The sequence below is a fragment of the Shewanella sp. SM68 genome (assembly GCF_025653925.1).
GTDB classification, from domain to species: domain Bacteria; phylum Pseudomonadota; class Gammaproteobacteria; order Enterobacterales; family Shewanellaceae; genus Shewanella; species Shewanella oncorhynchi.
In genome coordinates this window covers 548,205-572,938 of the sequence record NZ_JAKKRU010000001.1, presented here as the reverse complement: position 1 = coordinate 572,938, position 24,734 = coordinate 548,205, and the positions used below count along the sequence as shown (strand labels likewise).

Annotated in this window: 19 protein-coding genes; 13 read left to right on the top strand and 6 right to left on the bottom strand. The window is 45.9% G+C overall.

The window, feature by feature from the left end; genetic code table 11:
• The first annotated feature begins 11 nt into the window (after positions 1–11).
• Together L5M40_RS02420 and L5M40_RS02415 are read left to right on the top strand one after the other, a co-directional pair.
• On the top strand, positions 12–869 hold the full coding sequence (locus L5M40_RS02420; protein WP_028759691.1) for an ion transporter: 858 nt from the start codon (positions 12–14) through the stop codon (positions 867–869).
• A 44-nt stretch (positions 870–913) separates the two neighbouring features.
• Positions 914–2,455 (top strand): MATE family efflux transporter, encoded by a 1,542-nt coding sequence (locus tag L5M40_RS02415; protein ID WP_263177235.1) that lies wholly within the window; start codon positions 914–916, stop codon positions 2,453–2,455.
• A 243-nt stretch (positions 2,456–2,698) separates the two neighbouring features.
• On the opposite strand, the gene L5M40_RS02410 is transcribed toward L5M40_RS02415, so the two are convergent.
• On the bottom strand, positions 2,699–2,896 hold the full coding sequence (locus L5M40_RS02410) for a DUF2986 domain-containing protein (protein WP_028759693.1): 198 nt from the start codon (positions 2,894–2,896) through the stop codon (positions 2,699–2,701).
• A 338-nt stretch (positions 2,897–3,234) separates the two neighbouring features.
• Between L5M40_RS02410 and yqfB the strand changes: the two genes are divergently transcribed.
• Complete coding sequence (yqfB, locus tag L5M40_RS02405) at positions 3,235–3,552, top strand: N(4)-acetylcytidine aminohydrolase (RefSeq protein WP_263177234.1); 318 nt, start codon at positions 3,235–3,237, stop codon at positions 3,550–3,552.
• Between the two features lie 124 nt (positions 3,553–3,676).
• Here the strand turns inward: yqfB and L5M40_RS02400 are convergent, their stop codons facing one another.
• The 4 genes from L5M40_RS02400 to L5M40_RS02385 form a co-directional block, all read right to left on the bottom strand.
• Entirely contained in the window at positions 3,677–6,724 is a 3,048-nt protein-coding gene (locus L5M40_RS02400; RefSeq protein WP_263177233.1) for an efflux RND transporter permease subunit, read from the bottom strand.
• Positions 6,721–9,972: an efflux RND transporter permease subunit gene (locus L5M40_RS02395; protein ID WP_263138497.1), complete on the bottom strand. Its 3,252-nt coding sequence runs from the start codon at positions 9,970–9,972 to the stop codon at positions 6,721–6,723. Before L5M40_RS02395 ends, L5M40_RS02400 begins: the two co-directional genes overlap by 4 nt.
• A gap of 12 nt (positions 9,973–9,984) precedes the next feature.
• The gene (locus L5M40_RS02390; protein ID WP_105252698.1) at positions 9,985–11,049 is read right to left on the bottom strand and encodes an efflux RND transporter periplasmic adaptor subunit; all 1,065 of its coding nucleotides are present in this window, start codon (positions 11,047–11,049) and stop codon (positions 9,985–9,987) included.
• 298 nt (positions 11,050–11,347) lie between these two features.
• A complete protein-coding gene (locus L5M40_RS02385; RefSeq protein ID WP_105252697.1) occupies positions 11,348–12,634 on the bottom strand; it encodes a citrate synthase in 1,287 nt (428 codons plus the stop codon).
• Between the two features lie 414 nt (positions 12,635–13,048).
• Here L5M40_RS02385 and sdhC point away from each other — a divergent pair, with 414 nt between their 5' ends.
• The 10 genes from sdhC to L5M40_RS02335 all read left to right on the top strand — a co-directional run bounded on the left by sdhC (position 13,049) and on the right by L5M40_RS02335 (position 24,083).
• Positions 13,049–13,444, top strand: a complete 396-nt coding sequence (gene sdhC / locus L5M40_RS02380) for a succinate dehydrogenase, cytochrome b556 subunit (protein WP_012089416.1) — start codon at positions 13,049–13,051, stop codon at positions 13,442–13,444.
• Positions 13,438–13,785, top strand: coding sequence for a succinate dehydrogenase, hydrophobic membrane anchor protein (sdhD, locus tag L5M40_RS02375; protein WP_028759700.1), 348 nt, complete (start codon positions 13,438–13,440; stop codon positions 13,783–13,785). The genes sdhC and sdhD overlap by 7 nt, the downstream gene beginning before the upstream one ends.
• Positions 13,786–15,552: a succinate dehydrogenase flavoprotein subunit gene (gene sdhA / locus L5M40_RS02370; protein WP_011847025.1), complete on the top strand. Its 1,767-nt coding sequence runs from the start codon at positions 13,786–13,788 to the stop codon at positions 15,550–15,552.
• Between the two features lie 11 nt (positions 15,553–15,563).
• Positions 15,564–16,271, top strand: coding sequence for a succinate dehydrogenase iron-sulfur subunit (locus tag L5M40_RS02365; protein WP_028759701.1), 708 nt, complete (start codon positions 15,564–15,566; stop codon positions 16,269–16,271).
• 214 nt (positions 16,272–16,485) lie between these two features.
• Positions 16,486–19,317, top strand: a complete 2,832-nt coding sequence (gene sucA, locus L5M40_RS02360) for a 2-oxoglutarate dehydrogenase E1 component (RefSeq protein ID WP_028759702.1) — start codon at positions 16,486–16,488, stop codon at positions 19,315–19,317.
• A gap of 31 nt (positions 19,318–19,348) precedes the next feature.
• Positions 19,349–20,539, top strand: a complete 1,191-nt coding sequence (odhB, locus tag L5M40_RS02355; protein ID WP_006081977.1) for a 2-oxoglutarate dehydrogenase complex dihydrolipoyllysine-residue succinyltransferase — start codon at positions 19,349–19,351, stop codon at positions 20,537–20,539.
• A gap of 105 nt (positions 20,540–20,644) precedes the next feature.
• Positions 20,645–21,811, top strand: coding sequence for an ADP-forming succinate--CoA ligase subunit beta (gene sucC, locus L5M40_RS02350; RefSeq protein WP_006081976.1), 1,167 nt, complete (start codon positions 20,645–20,647; stop codon positions 21,809–21,811).
• A complete protein-coding gene (gene sucD / locus L5M40_RS02345) occupies positions 21,811–22,683 on the top strand; it encodes a succinate--CoA ligase subunit alpha (RefSeq protein ID WP_028759703.1) in 873 nt (290 codons plus the stop codon). The genes sucC and sucD overlap by 1 nt, the downstream gene beginning before the upstream one ends.
• Before the next feature lie 399 nt (positions 22,684–23,082).
• Entirely contained in the window at positions 23,083–23,490 is a 408-nt protein-coding gene (gene rnk / locus L5M40_RS02340; protein ID WP_028759704.1) for a nucleoside diphosphate kinase regulator, read from the top strand.
• 95 nt (positions 23,491–23,585) lie between these two features.
• A complete protein-coding gene (locus L5M40_RS02335; RefSeq protein WP_263177229.1) occupies positions 23,586–24,083 on the top strand; it encodes a GNAT family N-acetyltransferase in 498 nt (165 codons plus the stop codon).
• 83 nt (positions 24,084–24,166) lie between these two features.
• Here the strand turns inward: L5M40_RS02335 and fur are convergent, their stop codons facing one another.
• Complete coding sequence (fur, locus tag L5M40_RS02330) at positions 24,167–24,598, bottom strand: ferric iron uptake transcriptional regulator (protein ID WP_028759706.1); 432 nt, start codon at positions 24,596–24,598, stop codon at positions 24,167–24,169.
• Positions 24,599–24,734 lie beyond the last annotated feature (136 nt).

Below are 24,734 nucleotides of genomic sequence, written 5' to 3'. Positions count from 1 at the left end.
TAAAAGTTTGTATGTCTGAGAATATCGAATCCGAAAGCCCGTTAAAACGTCAATTACGTACCATTATTTTTGGCACTGATACTCCCGCTGGCCGCTATTTTGATATCGCCCTCATGGTGTGTATTGTGTTGAGTGTCGGCTTAGTGTTCCTCGACACAGTAGAGATATTCCATCGTGAATACGGCCAGCTTATTTCTGTGTTGGAATGGGTATTCACCATTATTTTTACGATTGAATATGGCCTACGTTTGTACTGCGCGACTCATCCTGTGTTATATGCTCGCAGCTTTTATGGTTTAGTGGATTTGTTATCGGTATTGCCAAGTTATCTGGCGTTGCTGATCCCTGGCGCTAACTTTACCTTAGTTATCCGGATACTTAGGCTGTTTAGGATTTTCCGCGTACTCAAATTACTGCGTTATTTGAGTGAAGGAAATGTTCTACTTAGGGCGATGATGCAGTCGAGTCGTAAGGTTTTTTTGTTTTTCTTCTCGGTCAGTTTGATCGTTATGGTACTGAGTTCAGTAATGTATGTGGTTGAAGGGCCTGATAATGGTTTCAGTTCAATCCCTAAATCTGTGTACTGGACAATTGTGACTATTACTACAGTCGGTTACGGCGACATTACCCCGAAAACCGGATTAGGTCAGGCGATTGCGGCTTTTACTATGCTGATTGGTTACTCGATTATTGCAATCCCAACGGGGATTTTAACCGCCGAGATATCCCAAGAAGTGGGGCGTCATCGAGATTTACGCTCGTGTAATCAATGCCATAAGACAGGTCATGATATTGATGCCATGTATTGTAGTCGTTGTGGATGTGAGTTAGATAGCCTAGATGTGCCCGTCGATAAAGGCGTTTCCTGATGACTTCGGCGAACACTTTTTATTTTTGTAGGTAAAAGACACGTATGACGCAAGCCAAGTTTGTTGAAGGCCCCATATTACGACATATCTTAGTGATGAGTTCGACCGCCGCGGTAGGGATTTCTGCCTTATTTGTCGTGGATTTACTGGATATCTTTTTCCTGAGCCTATTGGGAGAGCATGAACTCGCCGCGGCTGTGGGCTATGCGGGAAGTATTTCGTTTTTTACCACATCGATTGGAATTGGTTTATCGATTGCATTAGGGGCTTTAGTGTCTCGCTCGATTGGCGCAAAAGAGGTGGTGTGGGCAAAGCGTTTATTACTCAATAGCGCGGTTGTGACGACACTGATCAGTGTGCTGGTGGCGGCTGTGGTCACCATCTTCATTCCTGAGCTAGTTGCCTTAGTGGGCGCGAGTGGTCATACGGCAGAGCTTGCTGCGAGCTATTTGTATATTCTCGTGCCTTCCTTGCCTTTTATCTGTCTTGCAATGGCGCTCGGCGGGGCTTTGCGCGCCGTGGGTGATGCAAAGTTATCTATGATGTCGACCTTAGCGGGGGGCGGCGTTAATGCGGTACTCGATCCGATTTTTATCTTCATGTTCGCCATGGGGATTGAAGGCGCTGCATTGGCATCCGTTTTGGCGCGGGTGGCGGTATTTGTGATTGCAGCTCGCGGTGTGGTGGTTAAGCATAAATTGTTAGGCCATTTCGATAAGGCACATTTTATCGCCGATCTTAAGCCCATCTTTGCCATTGCAGGCCCTGCGATGTTAACCAATGTGGCAACTCCCATCGGAAATGCCTTTGTGACCCGAGCGATCGCCGATTTCGGTGACGCTTATGTGGCAGGTTGGGCAGTATTAGGACGTTTAATCCCTGTGGCCTTTGGGATGATCTTTGCACTGTCCGGCGCGATTGGACCTATTGTTGGGCAAAACTTTGGCGCAGGTCAGTTTGACCGAGTACGTGAGAGTTTAACGCGGGCGATTCAGTTTTGTACTGTGTATGTGCTGGTAATGTCTTTGCTGCTGTTTATGCTTAAGTCACATTTGGTCAGTGTGTTTGATATGAAGGGCGACAGCGCTGATCTTATTCACTTTTTCTGCAGTTATATCGCAGTATTCTTTATCTTTTCGGGGATTTTATTCGTGGCGAATGCGTCCTTTAATAACCTTGGCAAGGCCAAATATTCCACACTGTTTAACGTAGGTAAAGCCACTTTAGGTACAGTGCCCTTTGTGTATTTTGGTGCGCTTTGGGGTGGTGTTTACGGTGTATTGATTGGGCAAATTTTAGGGTCTATTTTGTTTGGTACATTAGGTGTGTGGGTTGCCTATCGTTTAGTGGATAAAGTGGCGGCGCAGGCACAGTTTTCAGCCGCGCCTAATCTTGATGCTGCGAATGCTATCCCCCGTAATGTCGTACTGAGTGAGGAAGAGGAAATCGCTAATTGTGTTGCACAGAACTTACCGAGTGCGACCAATCCGCTTTCATCCTCGTGCGTGCAGATGGCGCAATTAACGGAGGAGCAAGAGAATGAGCCAGTATTACCCTATTTAGACGAGGGTAAAAAGCCTAATTGACGTTATGTGGCTTAGCTGCGCCGTGTAGAAGCTGTGGGCAAGAACGCAGATAAAGATGAGCTCTTAATAATGAGGAGAAGTCAGAAAGCTGCTAATGATAGGAATGCTGAAAAACAAAATGCCACAAGATTGCTTGTGGCATTTTGTTTGAAACGGCGTTTGCACTTCATTTAATTAAGTTAACAATGCCCAAATACGCCGCTAAAAGACTATTCTGCTGAACTTCTTATTCTTCGTTACTGCTTATTCTTCAATACTTGGCGTGTCTTGTTGGCCTTCGACTTGTTCAGTCGCGGCTTCTGATGCCGCCATTTTTGCGCGATCAGCCTTAGAGATGTAACCTGATTTTGCAGGTGAGCCGATAGTCACTGGGTCGACTTTATTCAGTCTGGCCTTAGCGCGTTTAGCTATTTTCTTGATGATCTTTTGTTTCTTGTTCATGATGTCTCTAATTTCGTTTCGCACCCGCTACGCGCAGGAATATGAGGCCAAGGGCTCAATTGAGGCGGGATTCTAACTCAATCTGAGCAAACTGACCATGTTTTGCTGAATTTTGTCGAAAACAACGGCCACTCTTTGGGAACTAGTTTTGCTATATGGCGTTAGCATAACAATTTGACTCAAACGGTGCTGTTAGTATTTCACACGACAAATGCTGCAAATTCTGCGGTGTATGCTGTCAGTGTGGATCAAAAGCCATTATATTGCCTAGCATTATGAGTTTGAAAAATTGACTCTACTGTTATTTTATTGCTCATATCCTGAGCCGAGGAAGATGTGTGTTATTAACTAAAATCACTTTTTTTGAGCGCTTTGAGCACGATATATTAAGTGGCACTAAAACCATTACATTGCGTGATGAAACGGAATCCCATATGATTGCAGGTCAAACACTTCCCGTTTCAACCTTCGAAACCGACCGCTGGTTTTGTGATATCCATATTATTGATGTCGTGCCAGTGACCTTAACTGAGCTCTCAGACATTCATGCTAAGCAAGAGAATATGACGTTGCCGCAGTTACGTGATGTGATTGCAGAAATTTATCCCGGTCTTGAGCAATTGTTTATGATCCAGTTTAGGGTTTTACCGCAGTAAAAGTATAGAGCGTAATTCGTAAAATAAAAAAGGCCGCACAGCAGCCTTTTTATTACAAATTCAATGGCATATTAAGTTGTCAAAGATTGCTGAACTGTTCAATAACATCAGCTATCCAAGACAACTAAACCGTCCAAGGTAACAGTTTTTTTGTAAAGTGATCGGCTTGGCCTAAGCGAATCGCTGCGCGATGACGCATCCGATAAAATGCTTGATAGCACAGGGGGACTAAGTACAAGCTAGTCACTGTCGAGAACGATAAGCCACCGATAATGGCGATTGCCATGGGGTAATATGGCGGGCCGCCGCCACCGATTTGGGTATCACCCATCGCCAGTGGGACTAATCCCAGTACTGTTGTACCTACTGTCATTAACACTGGCCGCAAACGGGTGATACACACCTCCCGAATGGTGTCAGACAATTTGTCGAGATCCGGTGTCATCTGATTGATTTGATCCACCAGAACGATACCGTTGTTCACCACTATCCCCATTAAAATCAAGATACCTATCATTGCCATCACAGAAATAGGGGTGCCTGTGATAAACAGCGCCCAGAATACACCTGTGATGGAAAATAGGATTGAGGTAATAATCGCCGTTGGTAACAGTAGAGATTCAAACAACGCCGCCATAACAATATAAATCATCGCGACAGCCAAGAGCATATTAGTCACCATCACGTTCTGATCTTCATCTTGGCGCTCGAAGCCACCACGGAGTGAATAGTCGTAACCATCGGGGAAACGGATATTTTCCATCACTTGCTTGATCTTAGTTTGCGCCTCTTCTGTGGTGAGGTTTTCTAAGTTAGCCCCAATCGACAGCGAGGTTTGGCGATTGAAGTGTTTGATAGTATCGAAGCGGGGTTGGATCTCAATCTTCGCCAGATTATCTAAGGTGTACACTCTTTGGTCGAGGCGTACTATGGGTAACTGCTTGAGTTTCTCAAGTGACTTTTGCCACTCTTTCTCGTAGGCCATTTCGATGCGCAGCTCGCCATTAGGATCGTGGCGGAAGGATCGTAGCGGTGAACCGCGCAGTGCCATGGAGATACTTGAGGCAATTTCATTGAGTTTTAAATCTAACCGCGCCGCCATTTGTCTATCAATGCGGATAATCACTTCTTGCTGAGCGCCATTAAGCTCGGAGCGAACATCTTGCAATCCTTTGATGTTTTGCAACAAAGGAATAACTTGCTCGCTCAAATTAATCAGCTCAGAGGTTGAACGCCCTGTCAGTGTGACTCGCACGCCAGAGTTGTCATTGCCCCAGCCAAATTGCGGTTTGGCGATGGAATACTTAGGGAAGCCACTGCGGATTTTCTTTTTTAACTCATCCACTGACATAGGCAAATCTTTCTTTAGGAGGATCACCGATGAGCCATCGTCAGAGGCATAATAGCTGTAGACAGAATCAATATGGAATTCCTCTTTATTGTTATAAAGATACTCTTCCATTTGGTTGATCATTGCCTCAGTGACATTGAGATTATGTCGACCTTCTACTTGATAGTTAATGTAGATTCGCTCATTGCTCTCGCTGTCTTCTTGGTCCTGTTTAACCATAGATAGCGGCAGGGCGGTGGATGCGAGGATCGCTACAGCAATCACGCCTGAACGCCAAGGTCTGAGCAATACCCAATCTAGGGTATTATTGTAAAAACGTTGTAATTTACCTGCATCCTTTTCGGGTGCGATGTCGAAGTGAAACTTAGTCAACATCAAAGGGATTAAGGTTTTTGCGACCAATAGCGACGCGGCGAGTGAAATACAAATCGCAATAGCAACATGCTCTAGAAAAATGGTGATCTCGACTTTTACGCCAAAAATATTAGGTAAAAATACAATGGCGGTTGTCATTGTGCCTGCCAATACTGCCAGAGACACTTTATCGACCCCCGTCATGACAGACTCTTCATTGTCTTTAGGGTGTTTACCTTGTTTTTCCTGCAGTACGCTCTCAGTGACAACCACAGCGTTATCAATAAGCATACCGACGGCGAGCAGGAGTCCCATCATAGACAGAATATTCAAGCTGTAACCGAGTAGATACATAGCGGCGAGCGTCATACCGATTGAAATAGGCACGGATGACACAACCACTAAAGTCATTTTAAAATTACGCAGGAATAAGTACAGCACGACAAAGGACAGCAGTGCACCGATTAACCCTGAAAGCAGCAAATCCATTAGTGAAGATTTTACTCCAGAGGCTTGATCTTCCATGATAAATAGGCGAATACCTTGGAACTGTTGGTCCTGCTTCGCAAGCTCAATCACCTTCATGACACGGTCTGACACTTCGACTAAGTTAGCGCCAGATTCCTTAAACACATCCAAACCCACGGCATAGTGCTTATCTAAATGTCGACCTTCGATACGTTCAGGTAGGGCAAATTGCACATCGGCGATATCGCCTAAGGTCAATCCGGGGATCAGTACTAGTGCTTTGATATCTTCAAGGTTTCTAAACTCACCCTTAGGTGAAACTTGATAAACGATATTACTGGCCCTGAGTGTGCCAGCGCTCAGCACAAAGTTCTCTCTGCTGAGACGTTGTTGCAAATCTGTGGCTGAAAATCCACTGGCGGCAAGGCGATCGGCATTGATGCGTACCTCAATTTGCTTTTGCTCAACGCCGTACAGGCTGACCTTAGAGACACCTTCAACACGTTCAAGCGGACGCTTGAGCTGTTTATCGAGTAGATCGAATGCACCTGAAAGCTCACGATCACTTGAGATGCGTATGGTGAGCACAGGCATGTCGGCGGTGGAGAATTGGCGGATAAAGACCCGCTCCACATCCTTGGGCAGTAAATGCCGCACTGCATCGATTTTTTCCCGCGCTTCTAAGCTCTTAGTGGCAACGTTTTCCCCCCACTTCATGTTGATTTCGATTTCGGCGCCTTCTTGGGAGGATTCTGATTCAAGCTCATCAATCCCCCCCATAGTCGCGAGGGATTCCTCCAGCACTTTGGTTATATCGCGTTCCACTTCAGCAGGGGTCGAGCCTTTGTAAGGCACTTCCACCACTATCTGTGGGATATCAATACCGGGGAACATTTCCAGCGGTAATAGGCGACTCGAGGCGAGACCAAACAGCAAGATAGCAAAGAAGAACATGCTGGTGGTTACGGGGCGCTTAATGGCTAAACGGGTGAGGTTCATGGGCGAGCCTCCTCTACGTTTACATGTGAGCCTGTTGCTGCGTATTCTTTTCGATCAAACAGGGCATAGAGCACTGGGAGCACAATTAAGGTCAGTAGTGTTGATAAACTCAGACCAAAGATCACCGTAATCGCCATCGGTGCGCGCACCTCTGAGCCATCACCTAGACCTAGCGCCATCGGCAATAAGCCTAAGGTCGTGGTGAGGGTTGTCATCATAATCGGGCGTAGGCGCGATTTAGCTGCATCGCGAATGGCATCAAGTTTTTGAGCACCTTCGCTACGCAGTTGATTGATCCGATCCACAAGCACAATCGCGTTGTTCACGACGATCCCCGCCAACATGATAAGGCCAATAAATACCACCACACTCAAGTTAGTTTGGGTGATATAAAGCCCAAGTACACTGCCACCTAATGCCATAGGTACGGCAAAGAGGATAAGCAAGGGATGTAATAGTGATTCAAACTGACTCGCCATGACTAAATATACTAAGAAAATCGCTAAGATAAGGGCAATTTTGAGTGATTGGAATGAGTGCTCCATTTCCTCATTTTGACCACCAAAACGGGCCTGAACCGATGCGGGTAACACTTGTTGCGATAGTATCTGCTGCGCCTGTGCAACCGCATCGCTTAAATCACCATAGGCGAGGTTAGCTGATACGAGAGCCACACGTTGTTGGCTGATGCGGTTAATCGCAGATGGGCCTAATTGCAATGAAACTTCTGCAACTGCGCTTAATGCAATAGGCTGACTGCTATTCGGATTGATGATTAAGGCATCGATATCGCTGATTTGATCCCGCTCCGCGAGTTCACTGCGCACCAGAATATCAATCTTACGGTCACGCACTGTGTATTGACTGGCAACAGTACCACCAACACGTTGGGCGATACGGTTCGCAACCGTTGGCGCATCCATTCCTAGAGCCGCTAACCTTGCATGATCGAAACGGATACTTAGCTCAGGTTGACCATCACGTAGACTGGTGTTCACGTCGGCAAAACGCTCCGATGCGGATAATGCTTTGACGAGACTATCTGCGCTGCGTTTGAGCAAGTTTAAATCGTAACCTGTGAGTTCAATTTCCAGTGGCGTTTTAAAGCTGAATAACTCAGGTTGCTCAATTTTCGCTTCAAGTTCAGGAATGCGGCGCGCAGTATCACGTAATACTTGAGTGACTGCGTTATAGGCACTGTGGTCGTTAAGCACCACTTGCAAGCGACCCCAGTTTTCACCCCCGCGGGCAGTATCCGAAGTCATTAAACCGCCGCTACCAGCTTGGCTATAAGCATGTTTAACTTCGGCTCTGTCTTTAATTGACAGTGCAAGTTGCTGTAATATCTTGTCGGTTTCGCTCACAGCCGTACCCGGCGGCAGTAAGATCTCCACGTAAAACTCGCCCTGATTCATTGGCGGAATAAGCTCCATACCAAGTCGCGGTAACAAGCTAATACAAGCGCCTGTTATCGCAATCGTGAGTAACAGTGTTGCTTTCTGTTGGCGCAGCGCCGAGGCCAGAAGCTTGTAATAAACCTTCTCAATACTGTGGTAGACAAAGTTAAATGCTGAGCTTAACGGGCGCATCACTAGACCAATAAGCCATGAGAAAAAGCGGCCTAAAATCAACACTAAGGTCAGTAGTGCACTGGGTAAGTAACTAACAATTAATAGAATAGGAAAGGAAAACACAGTCGCGCTATAGTGTTTAAGCTTGCCCATTTTAGTGGTGGGTTTATCCTTAGGTGTCGTTTTTATCAGCGCGGGTAAGGTTTTAAAGCCTTCACGTGATGCCAGCATTGGAATGGACGTTAACGCGACTAATAGCGATGCTAACAGTGCAAAAGTGACCGTTAGCGCTTGGTCTGAGAAGAGGGCGCCGGCAATCCCATCCACAAATACTAGCGGCACAAACACCGCAAGAGTGGTGAGTGTTGAGGCAAAAATTGCGCCTGCCACTTCTTTAGTCCCCGTCACAGCGGCTTCTAATTTACTCATTCCTTCGCTACGGCAGCGGTCAATGTTCTCTAATACCACAATGGCGTTATCGACCAAGAGACCTATGGCAAGGGCGATACCACCTAATGACATAATATTTAAGCTGATATCGGCAAAATACATCATGTTAAAGGTGGCGATGACTGAGAAGGGAATCGAGATAGAAATAATCAGTGTCGGGATGATATTACGCAAGAACAGGTAAATCACTAGCATAGATAACAAGCTGCCCATCAGCGCAGAAGAGGTGACTTCGCTGACCGCACTTTCGATAAACTCAGACTGATCGTAAATCACTTCGAGCTTATTTTGCTTAGGGTCTTGATTGATTTTGACGAGTTCATCGCGCAGTTTTTTGGCGACAGCGACAGTATTTGCATCACCTTCTTTATAAATGGCCAGTTCAATCGATTCTTGACTGCCGATGCGGGTGATATCACTACGCTCCTTGTAGGCATCTGTGATGGTAGCAACTTCGAATAAACGGACTAAAGCTTGCTCATCGCGATAGACGATCACTTGGCCGAGTTCATCTAATGAGTTGAATTGGTTTAGCGTTCGTACTAAGTATTCGCGATCACCTTGGATCACTTTACCCGCAGAGAGGTTGATGTTTTCCTCATTAATACGACGTTTAATATCATCGGCATTGAGATTGAGCTGCGACAGTTTTTCTTGATTGAGCTGAATATGAACTTCTTGCTCTAGGCCGCCAGATAAACGCACGGCGGCGACCCCAGATAGCGCCTCTAAACGACGCTTAAGCTCTTCCTCTGCATAGGTGCGCATTTGTTTGAGATCGGCTTCTGAGGCATTGGGCACAGACAGCGCAAGACGCATAATGGGGTCGAGATTGGGGTTAAAACGCAGTAATAAGGGCTTTTTAACATCAAGTGGCAGAGCGATAGTGTCGAGCTTTTCACGTACATCTAAACTCGCCATATCCATTGTTGTGCCCCATTCAAACTCAAGCACCACATCTGACATGCCGGAGCGCGAAATAGAACTGATTTTACGTAAGCCTTTGACCACGCCAACGGCTTCTTCAATTGGTTTAGAGACGAGCTGTTCAACTTCTACTGGCGCCGCACCGTCATACATAGTGCGAATGGTTAACGTGGGATAGCTTAAGTCTGGCAGTAACTTCACCGCTAGGCGGGAAAATCCCACCATACCGAATAAAATCACCGCCAGCATGAACATCCATACCGTGACTGGCCGTTTAACAGAAGTGCTGATAATTGACATGAAAGGCTCCTATCAGTTCTTAGCGGAAGCAAGATCGAGTGGGGTGATCACTTCGACTAAGGATTGGTCTTTCAAGTTTTGCTGGCCACGGGTCACGACTTGTTCACCGGGATTAATACCTGTAATCACTTCTACCGAATCACCTTCACGGTAGCCAATTTCGACTTCACGACGGTTCGCATTGGTACCATCAATAACATAAAGCGCTTGTTTGTTGTCTTGGTTAATCAAGGCGCTGTAGGGAACGGTAATCACGTTCTCGTGGGTGTCGTATTTGAGCTCAACTCGGGTAAACATGCCAGCTTTAAGGCGCGCCTCTTGATTCGGCACAGCAAGTGTCACCTTAAAGGTGCCACTTTGTGGGTCCACAATCGGGCTTATGCGCAACACTTTGGCGTGGATAGCATTCTTGCTATGTTGATTACTAAACACTTGTGCTTCTTGGCCGAGTTTTAAGCTCGCAAGCTGTTGCTCTGGCAAATGAACTATACCGTGAAGTTCATCTTGGTTGACTATATAAAACAAGTCGCCAAATTCCTTCGCCATATTGCCAGCTTTCACATAGCGTTTAGCAACTACACCGCTGATAGGGGACAGTACGCGGCTTTCTTTTACTTGCAGTTCAGCGAGATCTTTTTTAGCGATAGCGGCTTGCAAGTTATATTCAAGTTTGGCCATTGAATCCGCGCTGATAAATTCTCTGTTGCTCATTTTCTTCAGACGATTTAATTCTTGCTCGATGATTTTGACTTCGGCTTCTGAGCGGTCTAAATCATATTGCTGCCTCTTGGCATCAATAACAGCCAGCACTTGTCCCTTTTGAACGCGGTCACCTTCTTCAACAGCGAGAGATTCAATGAGCCCTGATATACGACTCACTACATTGGCTTCCTGTGGCGCTTCTAAGGTGGCAGTTGTACTGTAAAAAGATGAAACGTTTCCTTGCATCACTGTAGTGGTTTCGACGGGAATGGCATATTTTTCTTCTTTTTTGACCACTTCTTCCTCACCACAGGCTGCTAGCATCGAAATCATTAGCAGTGGCAGGGTGAATTGAGCAATTTTTGACTTTTCCATAAGAATGTTACCTGTTGTCTTTATTGTGATGCCAGTTGATAGCAGAAACCATGCCAATGTTTAAATTTGTTTAATTTCAGTCTATTAGTCGTATTTTTGGCTAAGTGTGATTTGTGATTCTTACCAAATGTAGCCAAAAGGTTTAAAAAGTGATGAGAATAACTAAACGCGGTTAATTAAGATTACACAAGTGCGCAATTGCAACAATGTATTTTGTCAGGAGAAGGAAGTCTAAAAGAGGATTATTTGAAATGAAAAAAGCGCCCTTAGGCGCTTTTTAATGCGTAAGTCGTGGGACTTAGCGTTTGTCTTGTGCGACGAAATCACGCGCAGTTTCACCAGTATATAACTGACGTGGACGGCTGATTTTGTGGCCTGGTTGATCTAACATTTCTTTCCAGTGAGCAATCCAGCCTACAGTACGTGCCAGTGCGAACAGCACAGTGAACATACTGGTTGGAATACCAATGGCTTTCATAATGATGCCAGAGTAGAAGTCGACGTTTGGATACAGCTTTTTAGAAATGAAGTATTCGTCTTCAAGTGCAATGCGCTCAAGCTCCATTGCCACATCCAAGAGTGGATCTTGTACTTTCAGTTCTTTCAGCACTTCATGACAAGTTTCACGCATCACTTTGGCTCGTGGGTCAAAGTTTTTGTAAACACGGTGTCCAAAGCCCATCAGACGGAAAGGATCATTTTTATCTTTAGCGCGTTCAATGAATTCAGGAATACGGTCTACTGAACCGATTTCTTCTAACATTTGCAAACAGGCTTCGTTAGCGCCGCCGTGTGCAGGGCCCCAAAGAGATGCGATACCCGCTGCGATACACGCAAATGGGTTTGCACCTGAAGAACCGGCTAAACGTACTGTTGAAGTCGATGCATTTTGCTCATGATCTGCATGTAAAATGAAGATCCTGTCCATTGCACGTTCAACAATAGGGTTCACGACGTATTCTTCGCACGGTACAGCAAACATCATGCTTAAGAAGTTGCCTGCATAGCTTAAGTCATTACGTGGGTACACGAATGGCTGGCCTGAAGAATACTTGTAGCACATGGCTGCTATCGTAGGCATTTTTGAGACTAAGCGATAAGCGGCGATTTCGCGGTGACGTGGATCGTTAACATCCAGAGAGTCTTGGTAAAATGCAGATAATGCACCCGTCACACCACATAACATGGCCATAGGATGAGCATCACGACGGAAACCTCTAAAGAAGAAGGCTAGCTGCTCGTGAACCATAGTGTGGGTTTTAACTGTATGTACAAACTCAGTATATTGCGCTTTGGTCGGTAGTTCACCGTAAAGCAGCAAATAACACAGGTCTAGGTAATCGGAGTCAACGGCAAGTTGATCGATTGGATAGCCACGGTGTAACAATATACCCAGATCACCATCAATATAGGTAATTGCAGATTCACAGGAGGCAGTCGCAAGAAAACCTGGATCAAAAGTAAAGTAACCTTTGCTGCCAAGTTTACTGATATCGATTACGTCAAAACCAGCGGTTCCCTGCTTTACTGGCAATTCTATCGAGTCGTTCCCTGGTAATTCTAATTTGGCTTTTAAATCAGCCATACCCCGTTCTCCTTACTTAGTTCTTATCTGTGAGTGCGGCATGTCAAACCGCCATTACTTTACAGCCATTCTAGATCACATTTCAATTTAAATAAGCGTTTAAATTTGTTAGACCATGGTATAAAAGCCTTTACTTTTCTATTTGTAACTGGCACTTACAGTAAAAAATAGTCAAAAAAACATAATTTGCATTCTGTGATGTTTGTATTTGACATTTGCCGCGAGTATACTTGCCTCGCCCAATAAGGGCCGCAAACAACGATTATAAAGCACCCTTTGTTTACATGTTAAATGAGTGCGTGCTCAGATAGTTAACTGTTTGTTTAAACTTTGCTTTTGTGTTTACTTTTGCAGTGATCAACCTCCTGTTTAAAGTTTGTACAAAAGCGGTTCACATAACAAAAAAAATGCTCAATGGAGCTGAGTGAGCAGAACGTGAAAAAGCAAAGACCTGTCCATTTAGATCTGCAGACCATTCGCTTTCCTGCAACAGCGATTGTGTCAATTCTTCACCGTGTTTCCGGTGTCATCATGCTGTTCGCAGTTGGCATTCTCATTTGGTTGCTAAATTCATCTTTAGCATCAGCTGAAAGTTTCGCTGGCGTACAGTCTCTATTCGATAACTTCGTGATGAAGTTTATCCTGTGGGGCATTATGACTGCACTGGCGTATCACTTGTTTGGTGGCCTGCGCCACTTAGTAATGGATACCGGTCGTTGGGAAGAATTGTCATCGGGTGCCGCATCAGCGAAAGCTGTATTTGCCTTAACGGTAGCCTTTTCAATCATAGCGGGGATCTGGGTATGGTAACCAATGCAGCAAGTTTTGGACGCAGTGGTGTTCATGACTATATTCTACTACGCGCTAGTGCAGTGATCCTCGCCTGTTACACCATTTTCTTGGTTGGCTTTATTGCATGTAGTTCCCCTCTCACCTACGACGTCTGGCATGGCCTATTTAGTGCTCTGCCAATGAAAGTGTTTACACTTCTGACGCTGGTAGCCTTATTAGTACATGCTTGGATTGGTGTATGGCAAGTGCTGACAGATTACGTTAAGTGCACGTCGTTACGTGGTGTTTTACAGTTCACCTTTGTCGTTACCGTATTTTGTTATTTAGCGGCCGGCATTGTTATTGTGTGGGGTGTCTAAGTGAGTATTCCAGTACGCGAATTTGATGCTGTAGTGATCGGTGCCGGTGGCGCTGGTATGCGTGCAGCGCTGCAGATTTCCAAAGAAGGTAAAAGCTGCGCGCTTTTATCAAAAGTATTCCCAACCCGTTCTCATACCGTATCTGCGCAGGGTGGTATCACTGTTGCGTTAGGTAACGCCCATGAAGATCATTGGGAACAACACATGTACGATACCGTGAAAGGTTCCGATTTTATCGGTGACCAAGAAGCGATCGAGTTCATGTGTAAAACCGGTCCTGAAGCCGTGATTGAACTTGAGCAAATGGGTTTGCCTTTCTCTCGTTTCGAAAATGGTACGATTTACCAACGTCCATTTGGTGGTCAATCTAAGAACTTTGGTGGCGAGCAGGCTGCGCGTACTGCGGCAGCTGCCGACCGTACTGGTCATGCTTTGCTTCACTGTTTATATCAACAAAACGTTAAGCATAAGACGCAAGTCTTCTCAGAATGGTATGCATTAGATCTCGTTAAAAACGATGATGGCGCCGTTGTGGGTTGTACTGCGATTGAAATTGAAACGGGCGATATCGTTTATTTCAAAGCTAAAGCAACGATTCTTGCGACGGGTGGTGCAGGGCGTATTTACGCTTCGACGACTAACGCGCATATCAACACCGGTGACGGCGTAGGTATGGCAATGCGTGCTGGCGTGCAAATGCAAGACATGGAAATGTGGCAATTCCACCCAACTGGCATCGCCGGCGCGGGTGTACTTGTGACTGAAGGTTGTCGTGGTGAAGGCGGTTATCTGCTGAACAAAGACGGCGAGCGTTTCATGGAGCGTTATGCCCCTAACGCGAAAGATTTGGCATCACGTGACGTGGTAGCACGTTCAATGATGACTGAAATCCGCGAAGGTCGTGGTTTAGACGGTCCATTAGGCCCACACTGTTTACTGAAGCTTGATCACTTAGGTAAAGAAACATTAGAAGCACGTTTACCAGGCGTGTGTGAATTGTCTCGTACTTTTGCCCATATCGATCCAGCCGATGGTCCAATTCCAGTACTACCAACGTGTCACTATATGATGGGCGGTCTACCAACTAAGGTCAGTGGTCAAGTTATTCGTAAGAATGAAGACGGCACTGAACAAGATGTTATTGGTCTGTTCGCTGTGGGTGAGATTGCCTGTGTATCTGTACATGGTGCAAACCGTTTAGGTGGTAACTCACTGCTTGACTTAGTGGTTTTTGGCCGCGCAGCGGGTCAGCATTTAGGTAAAGCTTTGGATGAGACTGACGATCCAAAAGACGCTAGCGATGCGGATATTCAAGCCTCTCTGGCGCGTCTGAATCGTTGGGAAAGCAACAAAGATGGCGAAGACCCAGCGCAAATCCGTAAGGATCTGCAACTGTGTATGCAATTAAACTTCTCTGTATTCCGCCGTGGCGATGCTATGGCTGAAGGGTTAGAGCAGTTGAAAGTGATTCGTGAACGTCTTGCAAATGCTAAATTGTCTGATAACTCTCGTGAATTCAATACTCAACGTATTGAATGTTTAGAGTTAGATAACTTGATGGCAACGGCAATCGCCACGGCTTATGCGGCTAACTTCCGTACCGAAAGTCGCGGTGCTCACTCACGTGAAGATTATTTAGAGCGTGATGATGAGAACTGGTTATGCCACAGCTTATTTGACCCAATCACTGAAACGATGGATCGTCGTGCAGTGAACATGGCACCTAAGTTACGTGAAGCATTCCCGCCGAAGAAACGTACCTACTAGGAGTTGCAAAGATGAAATTGACATTTGCAGTTTATCGCTACAATCCTGACGTAGATACTAAACCGTATATGCAGGATTACAGCTTAGAAGTGGCTGAAGGCTCTGACATGATGGTGCTCGATGCACTGATCAAGTTGAAAGAGCAAGATCCGACTTTGTCATTCCGTCGCTCATGCCGTGAAGGCGTGTGTGGTTCAGACGGCGTGAACATGAATGGTAAGAATGGTCTGGCGTGTATTACCCCAATTTCAACCTTTAAAGGTAAGAAATTAGAAATACGTCCATTACCAGGTATGCCAGTTGTTCGTGACTTAGTTGTTGATTTAACTCAGTTCTATAAGCAGTATGAGAAGATCAAGCCTTACCTCATCAATGATGAGAAACAACCTGCTCGTGAACACTTACAATCCCCTGAAGAGCGTGCTCATTTAGATGGTTTGTACGAATGTATCATGTGTGCCTGTTGTTCTACGGCTTGCCCATCATTCTGGTGGAATCCTGATAAGTTTATCGGTCCAAGCGGTCTGCTTCACGCATATCGTTTCTTGATCGACAGTCGCGATACAGCTACAGAAGAACGTTTATCTGAGCTGGACGACGCCTATAGCGTGTTCCGTTGCCATGGCATCATGAACTGCGTTGACGTTTGTCCAAAAGGTCTTAATCCGACTAAAGCAATTGGTCATATTAAGTCCATGCTGTTGAAGCGAGCAGTGTAATGCGAGAACCCGAGCTGAAACCAATAATAATATAGCTCTTGAAGAGTCACTTTCTGGTAGCAGAAGGTGACTCTTTTGCGTATGTAATGGAAGACAACGCGCCGTATATCTGGACATCTAGGGGCGGCAGAAATTATGCGTCGAAGGTAATCTCTACAGACTGCATATTTAATACTATGGCTAAGCACGTGTATAAAGTTTGAAAGGAATAGAAATGCACCAAGGCATCATGAAAGCCTGGCTCGAATCATCTCACTTAAGTGGTGCAAATTCGACCTACGTAGAAGAGATGTATGAAGCCTATCAAGAAGACCCACAGTCAGTCGCTGATGATTGGCGTGCGGTATTTGATAATCTCCCTCCTGTGAACGGTGCCTCTGTTGATGCGCCTGAAGCTGCTCACTCAAAAGTACGTGATTATTTTCGCAGTTTAGCGTTAGAAGGTCGCCATAAGAGCTCTGCTCGTGTGACGGATCCTGAAATGGATGCTAAACAAGTTAAAGTCCTGCAATTAATTAACGCCCATCGTTTCCGTGGTCACCAAGGTGCTAATCTTGATCCCCTCGAACTGTGGAAACGTGAACCAGTAGCTGATTTAGATCCTGCCTTCCACGGCTTGACTAAAGAAGACATGGAACGTGAGTTTAATACAGGTTCTTTTGCTCATGGTGGCGAAACCATGAAGCTCGCGGATTTGGTAAAAGCGCTGAAAGCCACCTACTGTGGTTCTATCGGTGCTGAATATATGCACATTACCGATACCGATGAGAAACGCTGGATCCAACAACGTCTCGAACCTTCCTTAGGTAAAGCTAACTACGATAAAAGTGTTAAGACGCGCATTCTTGAAGGCCTTAACGCCGCAGAAGGTATTGAAAAATACTTAGGTGCTAAATTCCCTGGTGCGAAACGTTTCTCGTTAGAAGGCGGTGATGCGTTAGTGCCTATGATGCGCGAAATTATTTATCGTGCAGGTGAAGCCGGTACTAAAGAAATCGTCGTCGGTATGGCTCACCGTGGTCGTCTGAACGTGTTAGTGAACGTATTAGGTAAGCGTCCAGCTGAACTGTTTGACGAGTTCGCGGGTAAGCATGCTGATACCCACGGTTCTGGTGACGTTAAGTACCACCAAGGTTTTTCCTCTGATTTTGAAACGCCGGGCGGCAATGTGCACTTAGCACTGGCCTTCAACCCATCGCACCTTGAAATCGTTAACCCTGTGGTCATTGGTTCTGTACGTGCCCGTCAAGACCGTCGCGGTTGTAAGGATGGCTTACAAGTCATGCCTATTACTATTCACGGTGACTCTGCAATTGCGGGTCAAGGGATAGTACAAGAGACATTCAACATGTCTCAAACCCGTGGCTTTAAAGTCGGCGGCAGTATTCGCATTGTAGTGAACAACCAAGTGGGCTTCACGACTTCTAACCATGCGGATACTCGTTCGACTGAATACTGTACTGACATCGCTAAGATGGTTCAGGCACCGATTTTCCACGTTAACTCTGATGATCCCGAAGCCGTTGCTTTTGTGTCGCAGTTAGCCGTTGATTATCGTAACGAGTTCAAACGTGATGTGGTGGTTGAATTGGTGTGTTATCGCCGTCATGGCCATAACGAAGCCGATGAGCCAAGTGCAACTCAGCCGCTGATGTATGCCAAGATCAAGAAACACCCAACGCCACGTAAGATTTATGCAGACAAGCTAATTGCTGAAAACGTGATGGCTGCTGATGATGTGACTGGTCTTATCAATAATTACCGTGATGCATTAGATCAGGGTGATTGTGTAGTTAAAGAATGGCGCCCAATGACGCTGCATTCTGTTGACTGGACTCCGTATATCGGTCGTGAGTGGGACGAAGCGTATCAAGCCTCTATGTCGGCTGAGCGTTTACAAAGTCTGGCTGACAAACTGAGCTATGTACCTGAAAGTCATCCATTGCAATCACGGGTTGCTAAGATTTATAGCGACCGTTTAGCGATGGCAAAAGGCGAGAAGCCACTCGATTGGGGTTTTGCAGAAACGCTGGCTTATGCCTCAATTCTGGAAGACAACAAGCGTGTACGTATTACAGGTCAGGATTCTGGCCGCGGTACTTTCTTCCATCGTCATGCTGTATTGCACAATCAAAACGATGGCACGACTTACATGCCACTGCGCAATATTGCTGATGAACAAGGCCCAATTGATATTACTGACTCAGTATTATCTGAAGCCTCAGTACTGGCGTTTGAGTATGGTTATGCCACAGCAGAACCCGGTGGATTGACTATTTGGGAAGCGCAGTTTGGTGACTTTGCTAACTGTGCCCAAGTGGTAATCGATCAGTTCTTGTCATCGGGTGAGCAGAAGTGGGGCCGTTTATGTGGTCTGACTATGTTGTTACCCCATGGCTATGAAGGTCAAGGCCCTGAGCATTCAAGCGCCCGTTTAGAGCGTTTCTTGCAGATGTGTGCTAACCACAATATGCAAGTGTGTGTGCCTTCAACACCTGCACAGGTCTACCATATGTTGCGCCGCCAAGTGGTGCGTCCTATGCGTCGACCACTTATCGTTATGTCGCCTAAGTCATTACTACGTCATCCATTAGCGGTTTCAAGCTTGGAAGAATTAGCCAATGGCAGTTTCCAAAATGTGATCGGTGAAATCGATACGTTGGAAGCAAGCAAGGTTGACCGAGTTGTCTTCTGCAGTGGTAAGGTTTACTTCGAACTGCTGGAAAAACGTCGTAAAGAAAATATCACTAACGTAGCGTTAATCCGTGTCGAACAGTTATATCCGTTCCCACATGATGAAATGATCGTTGCTTTGGCTGATTACCAACATGTGAAAGATTTTGTTTGGTGTCAGGAAGAGCCACAGAACCAAGGTGCTTGGTACTCTAGTCAACACCATTTCTGGGCCGCGGTTCCTGCAGGTGCACAGTTAACTTATGCTGGTCGTGAAGCGTCAGCTGCACCAGCGTGTGGTTACCCTGAGTTGCACACACATCAGCAAGAATCTTTAGTGAACAGTGCCCTGAAACTTACAATCACACTGTAGTAATAGACATTTTATAAAAGGATAGTTTTTCATGAGTATCGAAATCAAGGTACCCGTACTACCAGAATCTGTTGCCGATGCCACGATTGCCACTTGGCATGTGAAAGTGGGCGAGCAAGTTTCTCGTGATCAAAACCTGGTTGATATTGAAACCGATAAAGTGGTTCTTGAAGTGGTTGCGCCAGAAGATGGCCACATTGGCGAGTTTTTGTTTGAAGAAGGCGCCACTGTTCTAGGTGAACAAGTGATCGCTAAATTCATCGCCGGTGCTGTATCGGGCAAAGAAGTCACTAAAGCGCAAGCTGAAGCGGCAACGCCAGCAGCTGAAACCAGCGATGAAAGCAGTGATGCGTTAAGCCCATCTGTACGCCGTTTACTGGCTGAGCACAATGTTGATGCCAGCAAAGTAAAAGGCACTGGTGTGGGTGGTCGTATTACTAAAGAAGACGTAGAAGCCTTCGTTAAGTCTGCCCCTAAAGCTGCGGCGCCAGCAGCACCTGCTGTAGCTCCGTTAGCGGCTGGCCGTAGCGAGAAGCGCGTACCAATGACACGTCTGCGTAAGACAATCGCAAACCGTTTGTTAGAAGCGAAAAACTCTACCGCTATGCTCACGACGTTTAACGAAGTGAACATGAAGCCCATCATGGATATCCGTAAGCAATACCAAGATATCTTTGAAAAGCGCCACGGTATCCGTTTAGGCTTTATGTCTTTCTACATCAAAGCCGTGACTGAAGCGCTGAAACGTTTCCCAGAAGTCAACGCGTCTATTGATGGCGATGATATCGTCTATCACAACTACTTCGACATCAGCATCGCAGTATCAACACCACGTGGTCTGGTAACACCAGTGTTACGTGACACAGATACCATGAACTTAGCTGAAATCGAAAAAGCAGTTCGTGACTTAGCCCTTAAAGGCCGTGACGGTAAGCTGACTGTGGCTGACATGACTGGCGGTAACTTCACTGTGACTAACGGTGGTGTTTTCGGTTCACTGATGTCTACACCGATCCTTAACCTGCCACAAAGTGCGATTTTAGGCATGCATGCCATTAAAGATCGCCCAATGGCAGTCAATGGTCAGGTTGAAATCCTGCCCATGATGTACCTAGCACTCTCATATGACCATCGTATTGTTGATGGCCGTGAGTCTGTTGGTTTCTTGGTTGCGATTAAAGACTTCCTAGAAGACCCAACTCGTCTGCTGCTTGATCTGTAACACAACTCGATAAGAGATTGCGCTTAAAGAAATAGCCAGACATACCCTCGTGACTGGCCCAAACGGGCCAGTTGGATTTGATTAGAAGTATACGGATAGATCATCATGAATTTGCATGAGTATCAGGCAAAATCCTTATTTGCCGAATATGGTTTACCAGTGTCAGAAGGTTTTGCATGTGATACAGCCCAAGAAGCTGTAGAAGCGGCAGGCCATATTGGCGGAAATTTATGGGTTGTTAAGTGTCAAGTACACGCAGGCGGCCGCGGTAAAGCAGGTGGCGTTAAAGTCACTGGCGATAAAGAAGAAATCAGAGCCTTTGCCGAACACTGGTTAGGCAAAAATCTGGTGACTTATCAAACTGATGAGAAAGGCCAGCCAGTTGCTAAAATTTTAGTAGAAAGCTGTACCGACATCGCTAACGAACTGTACTTAGGTGCCGTTGTTGACCGCGCGACTCGTCGTGTTGTGTTCATGGCGTCGACTGAAGGTGGTGTTGAAATTGAGAAAGTGGCAGAAGAAACGCCAGAACTCATCCACACTGCAATCATCGATCCTTTGACTGGCCCACAAGGTTATCAAGCACGTGATCTTGGCTTCAAGTTAGGTTTAAACCCAACTCAAATGAAGCAGTTCACTAAGATTTTCATGGGTCTGGCGACTATGTTCGTTGATCATGATTTCGCATTGCTTGAAATCAACCCACTGGTTATTACCACTGAAGGCAACCTACACTGCCTAGACGGTAAAATCGGTATCGACGGTAACGCACTTTATCGTCAACCAAAAATCAAAGGCATGCACGATCCATCACAGGATGATGCCCGCGAAGCTCACGCTGCTAAGTTCGAGCTGAACTACGTTGCATTAGACGGTAACGTTGGCTGTATGGTGAACGGTGCTGGTCTTGCGATGGGTACTATGGATATCGTTAACTTGCACGGTGGCAAGCCAGCGAACTTCTTAGACGTAGGCGGCGGCGCGACGAAAGAACGTGTAGCTGAAGCATTCAAAATCATTCTGTCTGACAGCAATGTGAAAGCGGTTCTGGTTAACATTTTCGGCGGTATCGTACGTTGTGACATGATCGCAGAAGGTATTATCGGCGCTGTTAAAGAAGTGGGCGTTAAAGTACCTGTTGTGGTTCGTTTAGAAGGTACTAACGCTGAACTTGGCCGTGAAGTATTAGCTAAATCAGGTCTAGATATCATTGCAGCTACCAGTCTAACTGACGCGGCTGAGCAAGTAGTTAAAGCTGCGGAGGGCAAATAATGTCTGTCTTAATCAATAAAGATACCAAGGTAATTTGCCAAGGTTTCACTGGCGGTCAAGGTACATTCCACTCACAACAAGCTATCGATTACGGTACGCAAATGGTGGGTGGTGTGTCTCCTGGTAAAGGTGGTCAAACTCACTTAGGTCTGCCAGTGTTCAACACTGTGAAAGACGCTGTGGCTGCGACTGGCGCAACTGCTTCTGTGATCTATGTACCGGCTCCGTTCTGTAAGGATGCCATTCTTGAAGCTATCGACGGTGGCATCGAGCTTATCGTTTGTATCACTGAAGGCATTCCTACACTGGACATGCTGCAAGTTAAAGTGAAGCTTGAAGAAACTGGCGTTCGCATGATCGGCCCTAACTGCCCAGGTGTTATCACCCCAGGTGAATGTAAGATCGGCATCATGCCTGGTCACATCCACTTAAAAGGCAAAGTGGGTATCGTTTCTCGTTCAGGTACTCTGACTTATGAAGCGGTTAAGCAAACGACGGATGAAGGTTTCGGCCAATCTACTTGTGTAGGTATTGGTGGTGACCCAATTCCAGGTACTAGCTTCATTGATGTACTGGAAATGTTCCAAAACGATCCACAGACTGAAGCGATCGTTATGATCGGTGAAATCGGTGGTAACGCTGAGGAAGATGCGGCGGCTTTCATTAAAGCACACGTGACTAAGCCTGTTGTGTCTTATATTGCGGGTGTCACTGCACCTGCTGGTAAGCGTATGGGCCATGCTGGCGCGATTATCGCTGGCGGTAAAGGTACTGCAGAAGACAAATTTGCTGCATTAGAAGCAGCGGGCGTGACAACTGTCCGCTCGCTTGCTGATATCGGCAAAGCGCTGCGTATTCGTACAGGTTGGTAAGCTAACCTTTCGAATAAAAAAGGCGCCTAAGGCGCCTTTTTTATTGGCTGTAATTTCGGCAGCGAATCGCAGTAAATGACAGGAATGGGATTGAGCTAACACCATGAAGACTAGATATTTTTTCTTCTACGGGTTAGATTGATGCTTCTCTACTACGCGCTCGTCTGCGTCATTGGCGAGGATAATGTGAGTAGAGCCATTAACCATGAGCTAAGTGCTTATGGCTTCAGTGCTGTTCTGCAAAAAATCTTGAACTCAAATTTATTTAACACGGTTGCAGTCTATCGTTGCGAGCGTATTTGTTTTATGGGGCTTATCGCATTGGGGGAGGGTAAGCAACAGAGTCGATGTTAGCCACAGTAACGGCTTAAACATCACATTTTTTACGAGGGAAAAACTGTGAAAACACCTAAAATCATTATTTCGGAAATTGACTTAGAAAGACTAGAGCGATTATTGGAGTCACTGCCGGCAAATGCGTTTCCGGGCAAAGCGGCATTGGAGGCTGAATTAGACAGAGCCGATATTGTGCCTGCATCACAGGTGCCCGCGAATGTGGTGACCATGAATTCAGAAGTGAAGTTTAGCGTTTCATCCAGTAATGAGACTTTCTGTTTACGTTTAGTGTATCCAAAAGACGTGAACGGCGCGGGCACGATTTCTATTTTGGCGCCGGTGGGCAGCGCATTATTAGGGCTCTCTCAAGGTGATGAAATTGAATGGCCAGGTCCGGGTGGTTCTATGGTAAAAGTGCGTATTGAGGAAATCCTGTATCAGCCTGAACGCAGTGGTGATTTCCACCGTTAAGCTTGAGGTATTGGCGTAGTGTCGTTGACGTTACGCCAGTGCACTTTAAGCGAACCATTGGTTGATTTTTAAGTGCCATTTTTGAAGGAGCAAAGATGATAACCCAAACTGAACGGTTAATTATTCGACCATTTACTGAGCAAGATTGTGAAGCGCTTTATTTGATGAACAGTAATCCCGCGATGCTGAAATACATTCCCACCGCGGCATTTACAGCTCGCGAGCAGGCGGTTGAGTTGTTTCACAAGGTGATCACAGTCGATTATCAGCAACATGGTTTTGGCCGTTGGGCGGTAGAGCATAAAGCCGATAAGCGGGTGATTGGTTTTTGCGGTCCGAAATTTATTCCAGAATTCAGCGAAGTCGAACTGGGTTATCGTTATTTCCCTGAGTATTGGGGAACTGGAATTGGTACTGAGGCCGCATTTGCTGCATTAGCTGAATTTAAACGTTTTGGCATTGACCAGACGATTGCACTTATCTTAGCAGGGAATCTCGGTTCTGAAGGTGTGGCTAAGCGTGTGGGCATGCATTGGCGTGAGCAAAATGAGTTTATGGGCCATAAAGTGAATATCTACGCCAAGGTGTTATAGCGGTTTACCCGTAAACATCATCCAATAAAAAACCAGCCTTAGGCTGGTTTTTTGCTTAATGCTTTATAAACGCAATGGCCGACTTAGGCGTCGTTATGCTCACAGGTATCGTTGGTGCAAGTGCCGTACAAATATAAGCTGTGATTAGTCAGCTTAATGTTGTGTTTCATGGCAATTTCATCTTGACGACGTTCGATGACTTCATCTGAAAACTCAATCACTTTGCCACACGATAGGCAAACTAAGTGATCATGATGATGCTGAGTCGATAGTTCGAAAACGGCTTTACCGCTCTCAAAATGATGGCGACTGACAATACCTGCATCATCAAATTGGTTTAACACACGGTAGACGGTGGCTAGACCAATTTCTTCACCGATATCGAGCAGCTTCTTGTACAAATCTTCTGCACTGATATGTTGGTTTTCAGGTCCTTGCATCAGTTCTAGGATCTTGACTCGTGGCAGGGTAATTTTCAAACCCGCTTTTTTTAGCGCTTGATTTCCATCTGTCATTGCTAATCTCTTGATTGCAGAACCAATAGGTTCATCCGTGGATAGTGTTTGCCATTATAGGTGCTCAGGTTGAAAACTTAAACCTTTGTTCTGGCTTTCTAGGGCGATATGCAGATAAATTGTGTCAATAGGCGTT

Coding starts and splice junctions, on each gene's coding strand:
- L5M40_RS02365 (WP_028759701.1), top strand. CDS start 15,564: ATGAAATTGACATTTGCAGTTTATCGCTACAATCCTGACGTAGATACT.
- sdhC (WP_012089416.1), top strand. CDS start 13,049: ATGGAGCTGAGTGAGCAGAACGTGAAAAAGCAAAGACCTGTCCATTTA.
- L5M40_RS02385 (WP_105252697.1), bottom strand. CDS start 12,634: ATGGCTGATTTAAAAGCCAAATTAGAATTACCAGGGAACGACTCGATA.
- odhB (WP_006081977.1), top strand. CDS start 19,349: ATGAGTATCGAAATCAAGGTACCCGTACTACCAGAATCTGTTGCCGAT.
- L5M40_RS02335 (WP_263177229.1), top strand. CDS start 23,586: ATGATAACCCAAACTGAACGGTTAATTATTCGACCATTTACTGAGCAA.
- sucD (WP_028759703.1), top strand. CDS start 21,811: ATGTCTGTCTTAATCAATAAAGATACCAAGGTAATTTGCCAAGGTTTC.
- L5M40_RS02400 (WP_263177233.1), bottom strand. CDS start 6,724: ATGAACCTCACCCGTTTAGCCATTAAGCGCCCCGTAACCACCAGCATG.
- L5M40_RS02415 (WP_263177235.1), top strand. CDS start 914: ATGACGCAAGCCAAGTTTGTTGAAGGCCCCATATTACGACATATCTTA.
- fur (WP_028759706.1), bottom strand. CDS start 24,598: ATGACAGATGGAAATCAAGCGCTAAAAAAAGCGGGTTTGAAAATTACC.
- sucA (WP_028759702.1), top strand. CDS start 16,486: ATGCACCAAGGCATCATGAAAGCCTGGCTCGAATCATCTCACTTAAGT.
- sucC (WP_006081976.1), top strand. CDS start 20,645: ATGAATTTGCATGAGTATCAGGCAAAATCCTTATTTGCCGAATATGGT.
- L5M40_RS02420 (WP_028759691.1), top strand. CDS start 12: ATGTCTGAGAATATCGAATCCGAAAGCCCGTTAAAACGTCAATTACGT.
- sdhD (WP_028759700.1), top strand. CDS start 13,438: ATGGTAACCAATGCAGCAAGTTTTGGACGCAGTGGTGTTCATGACTAT.
- L5M40_RS02390 (WP_105252698.1), bottom strand. CDS start 11,049: ATGGAAAAGTCAAAAATTGCTCAATTCACCCTGCCACTGCTAATGATT.
- L5M40_RS02410 (WP_028759693.1), bottom strand. CDS start 2,896: ATGAACAAGAAACAAAAGATCATCAAGAAAATAGCTAAACGCGCTAAG.
- L5M40_RS02395 (WP_263138497.1), bottom strand. CDS start 9,972: ATGTCAATTATCAGCACTTCTGTTAAACGGCCAGTCACGGTATGGATG.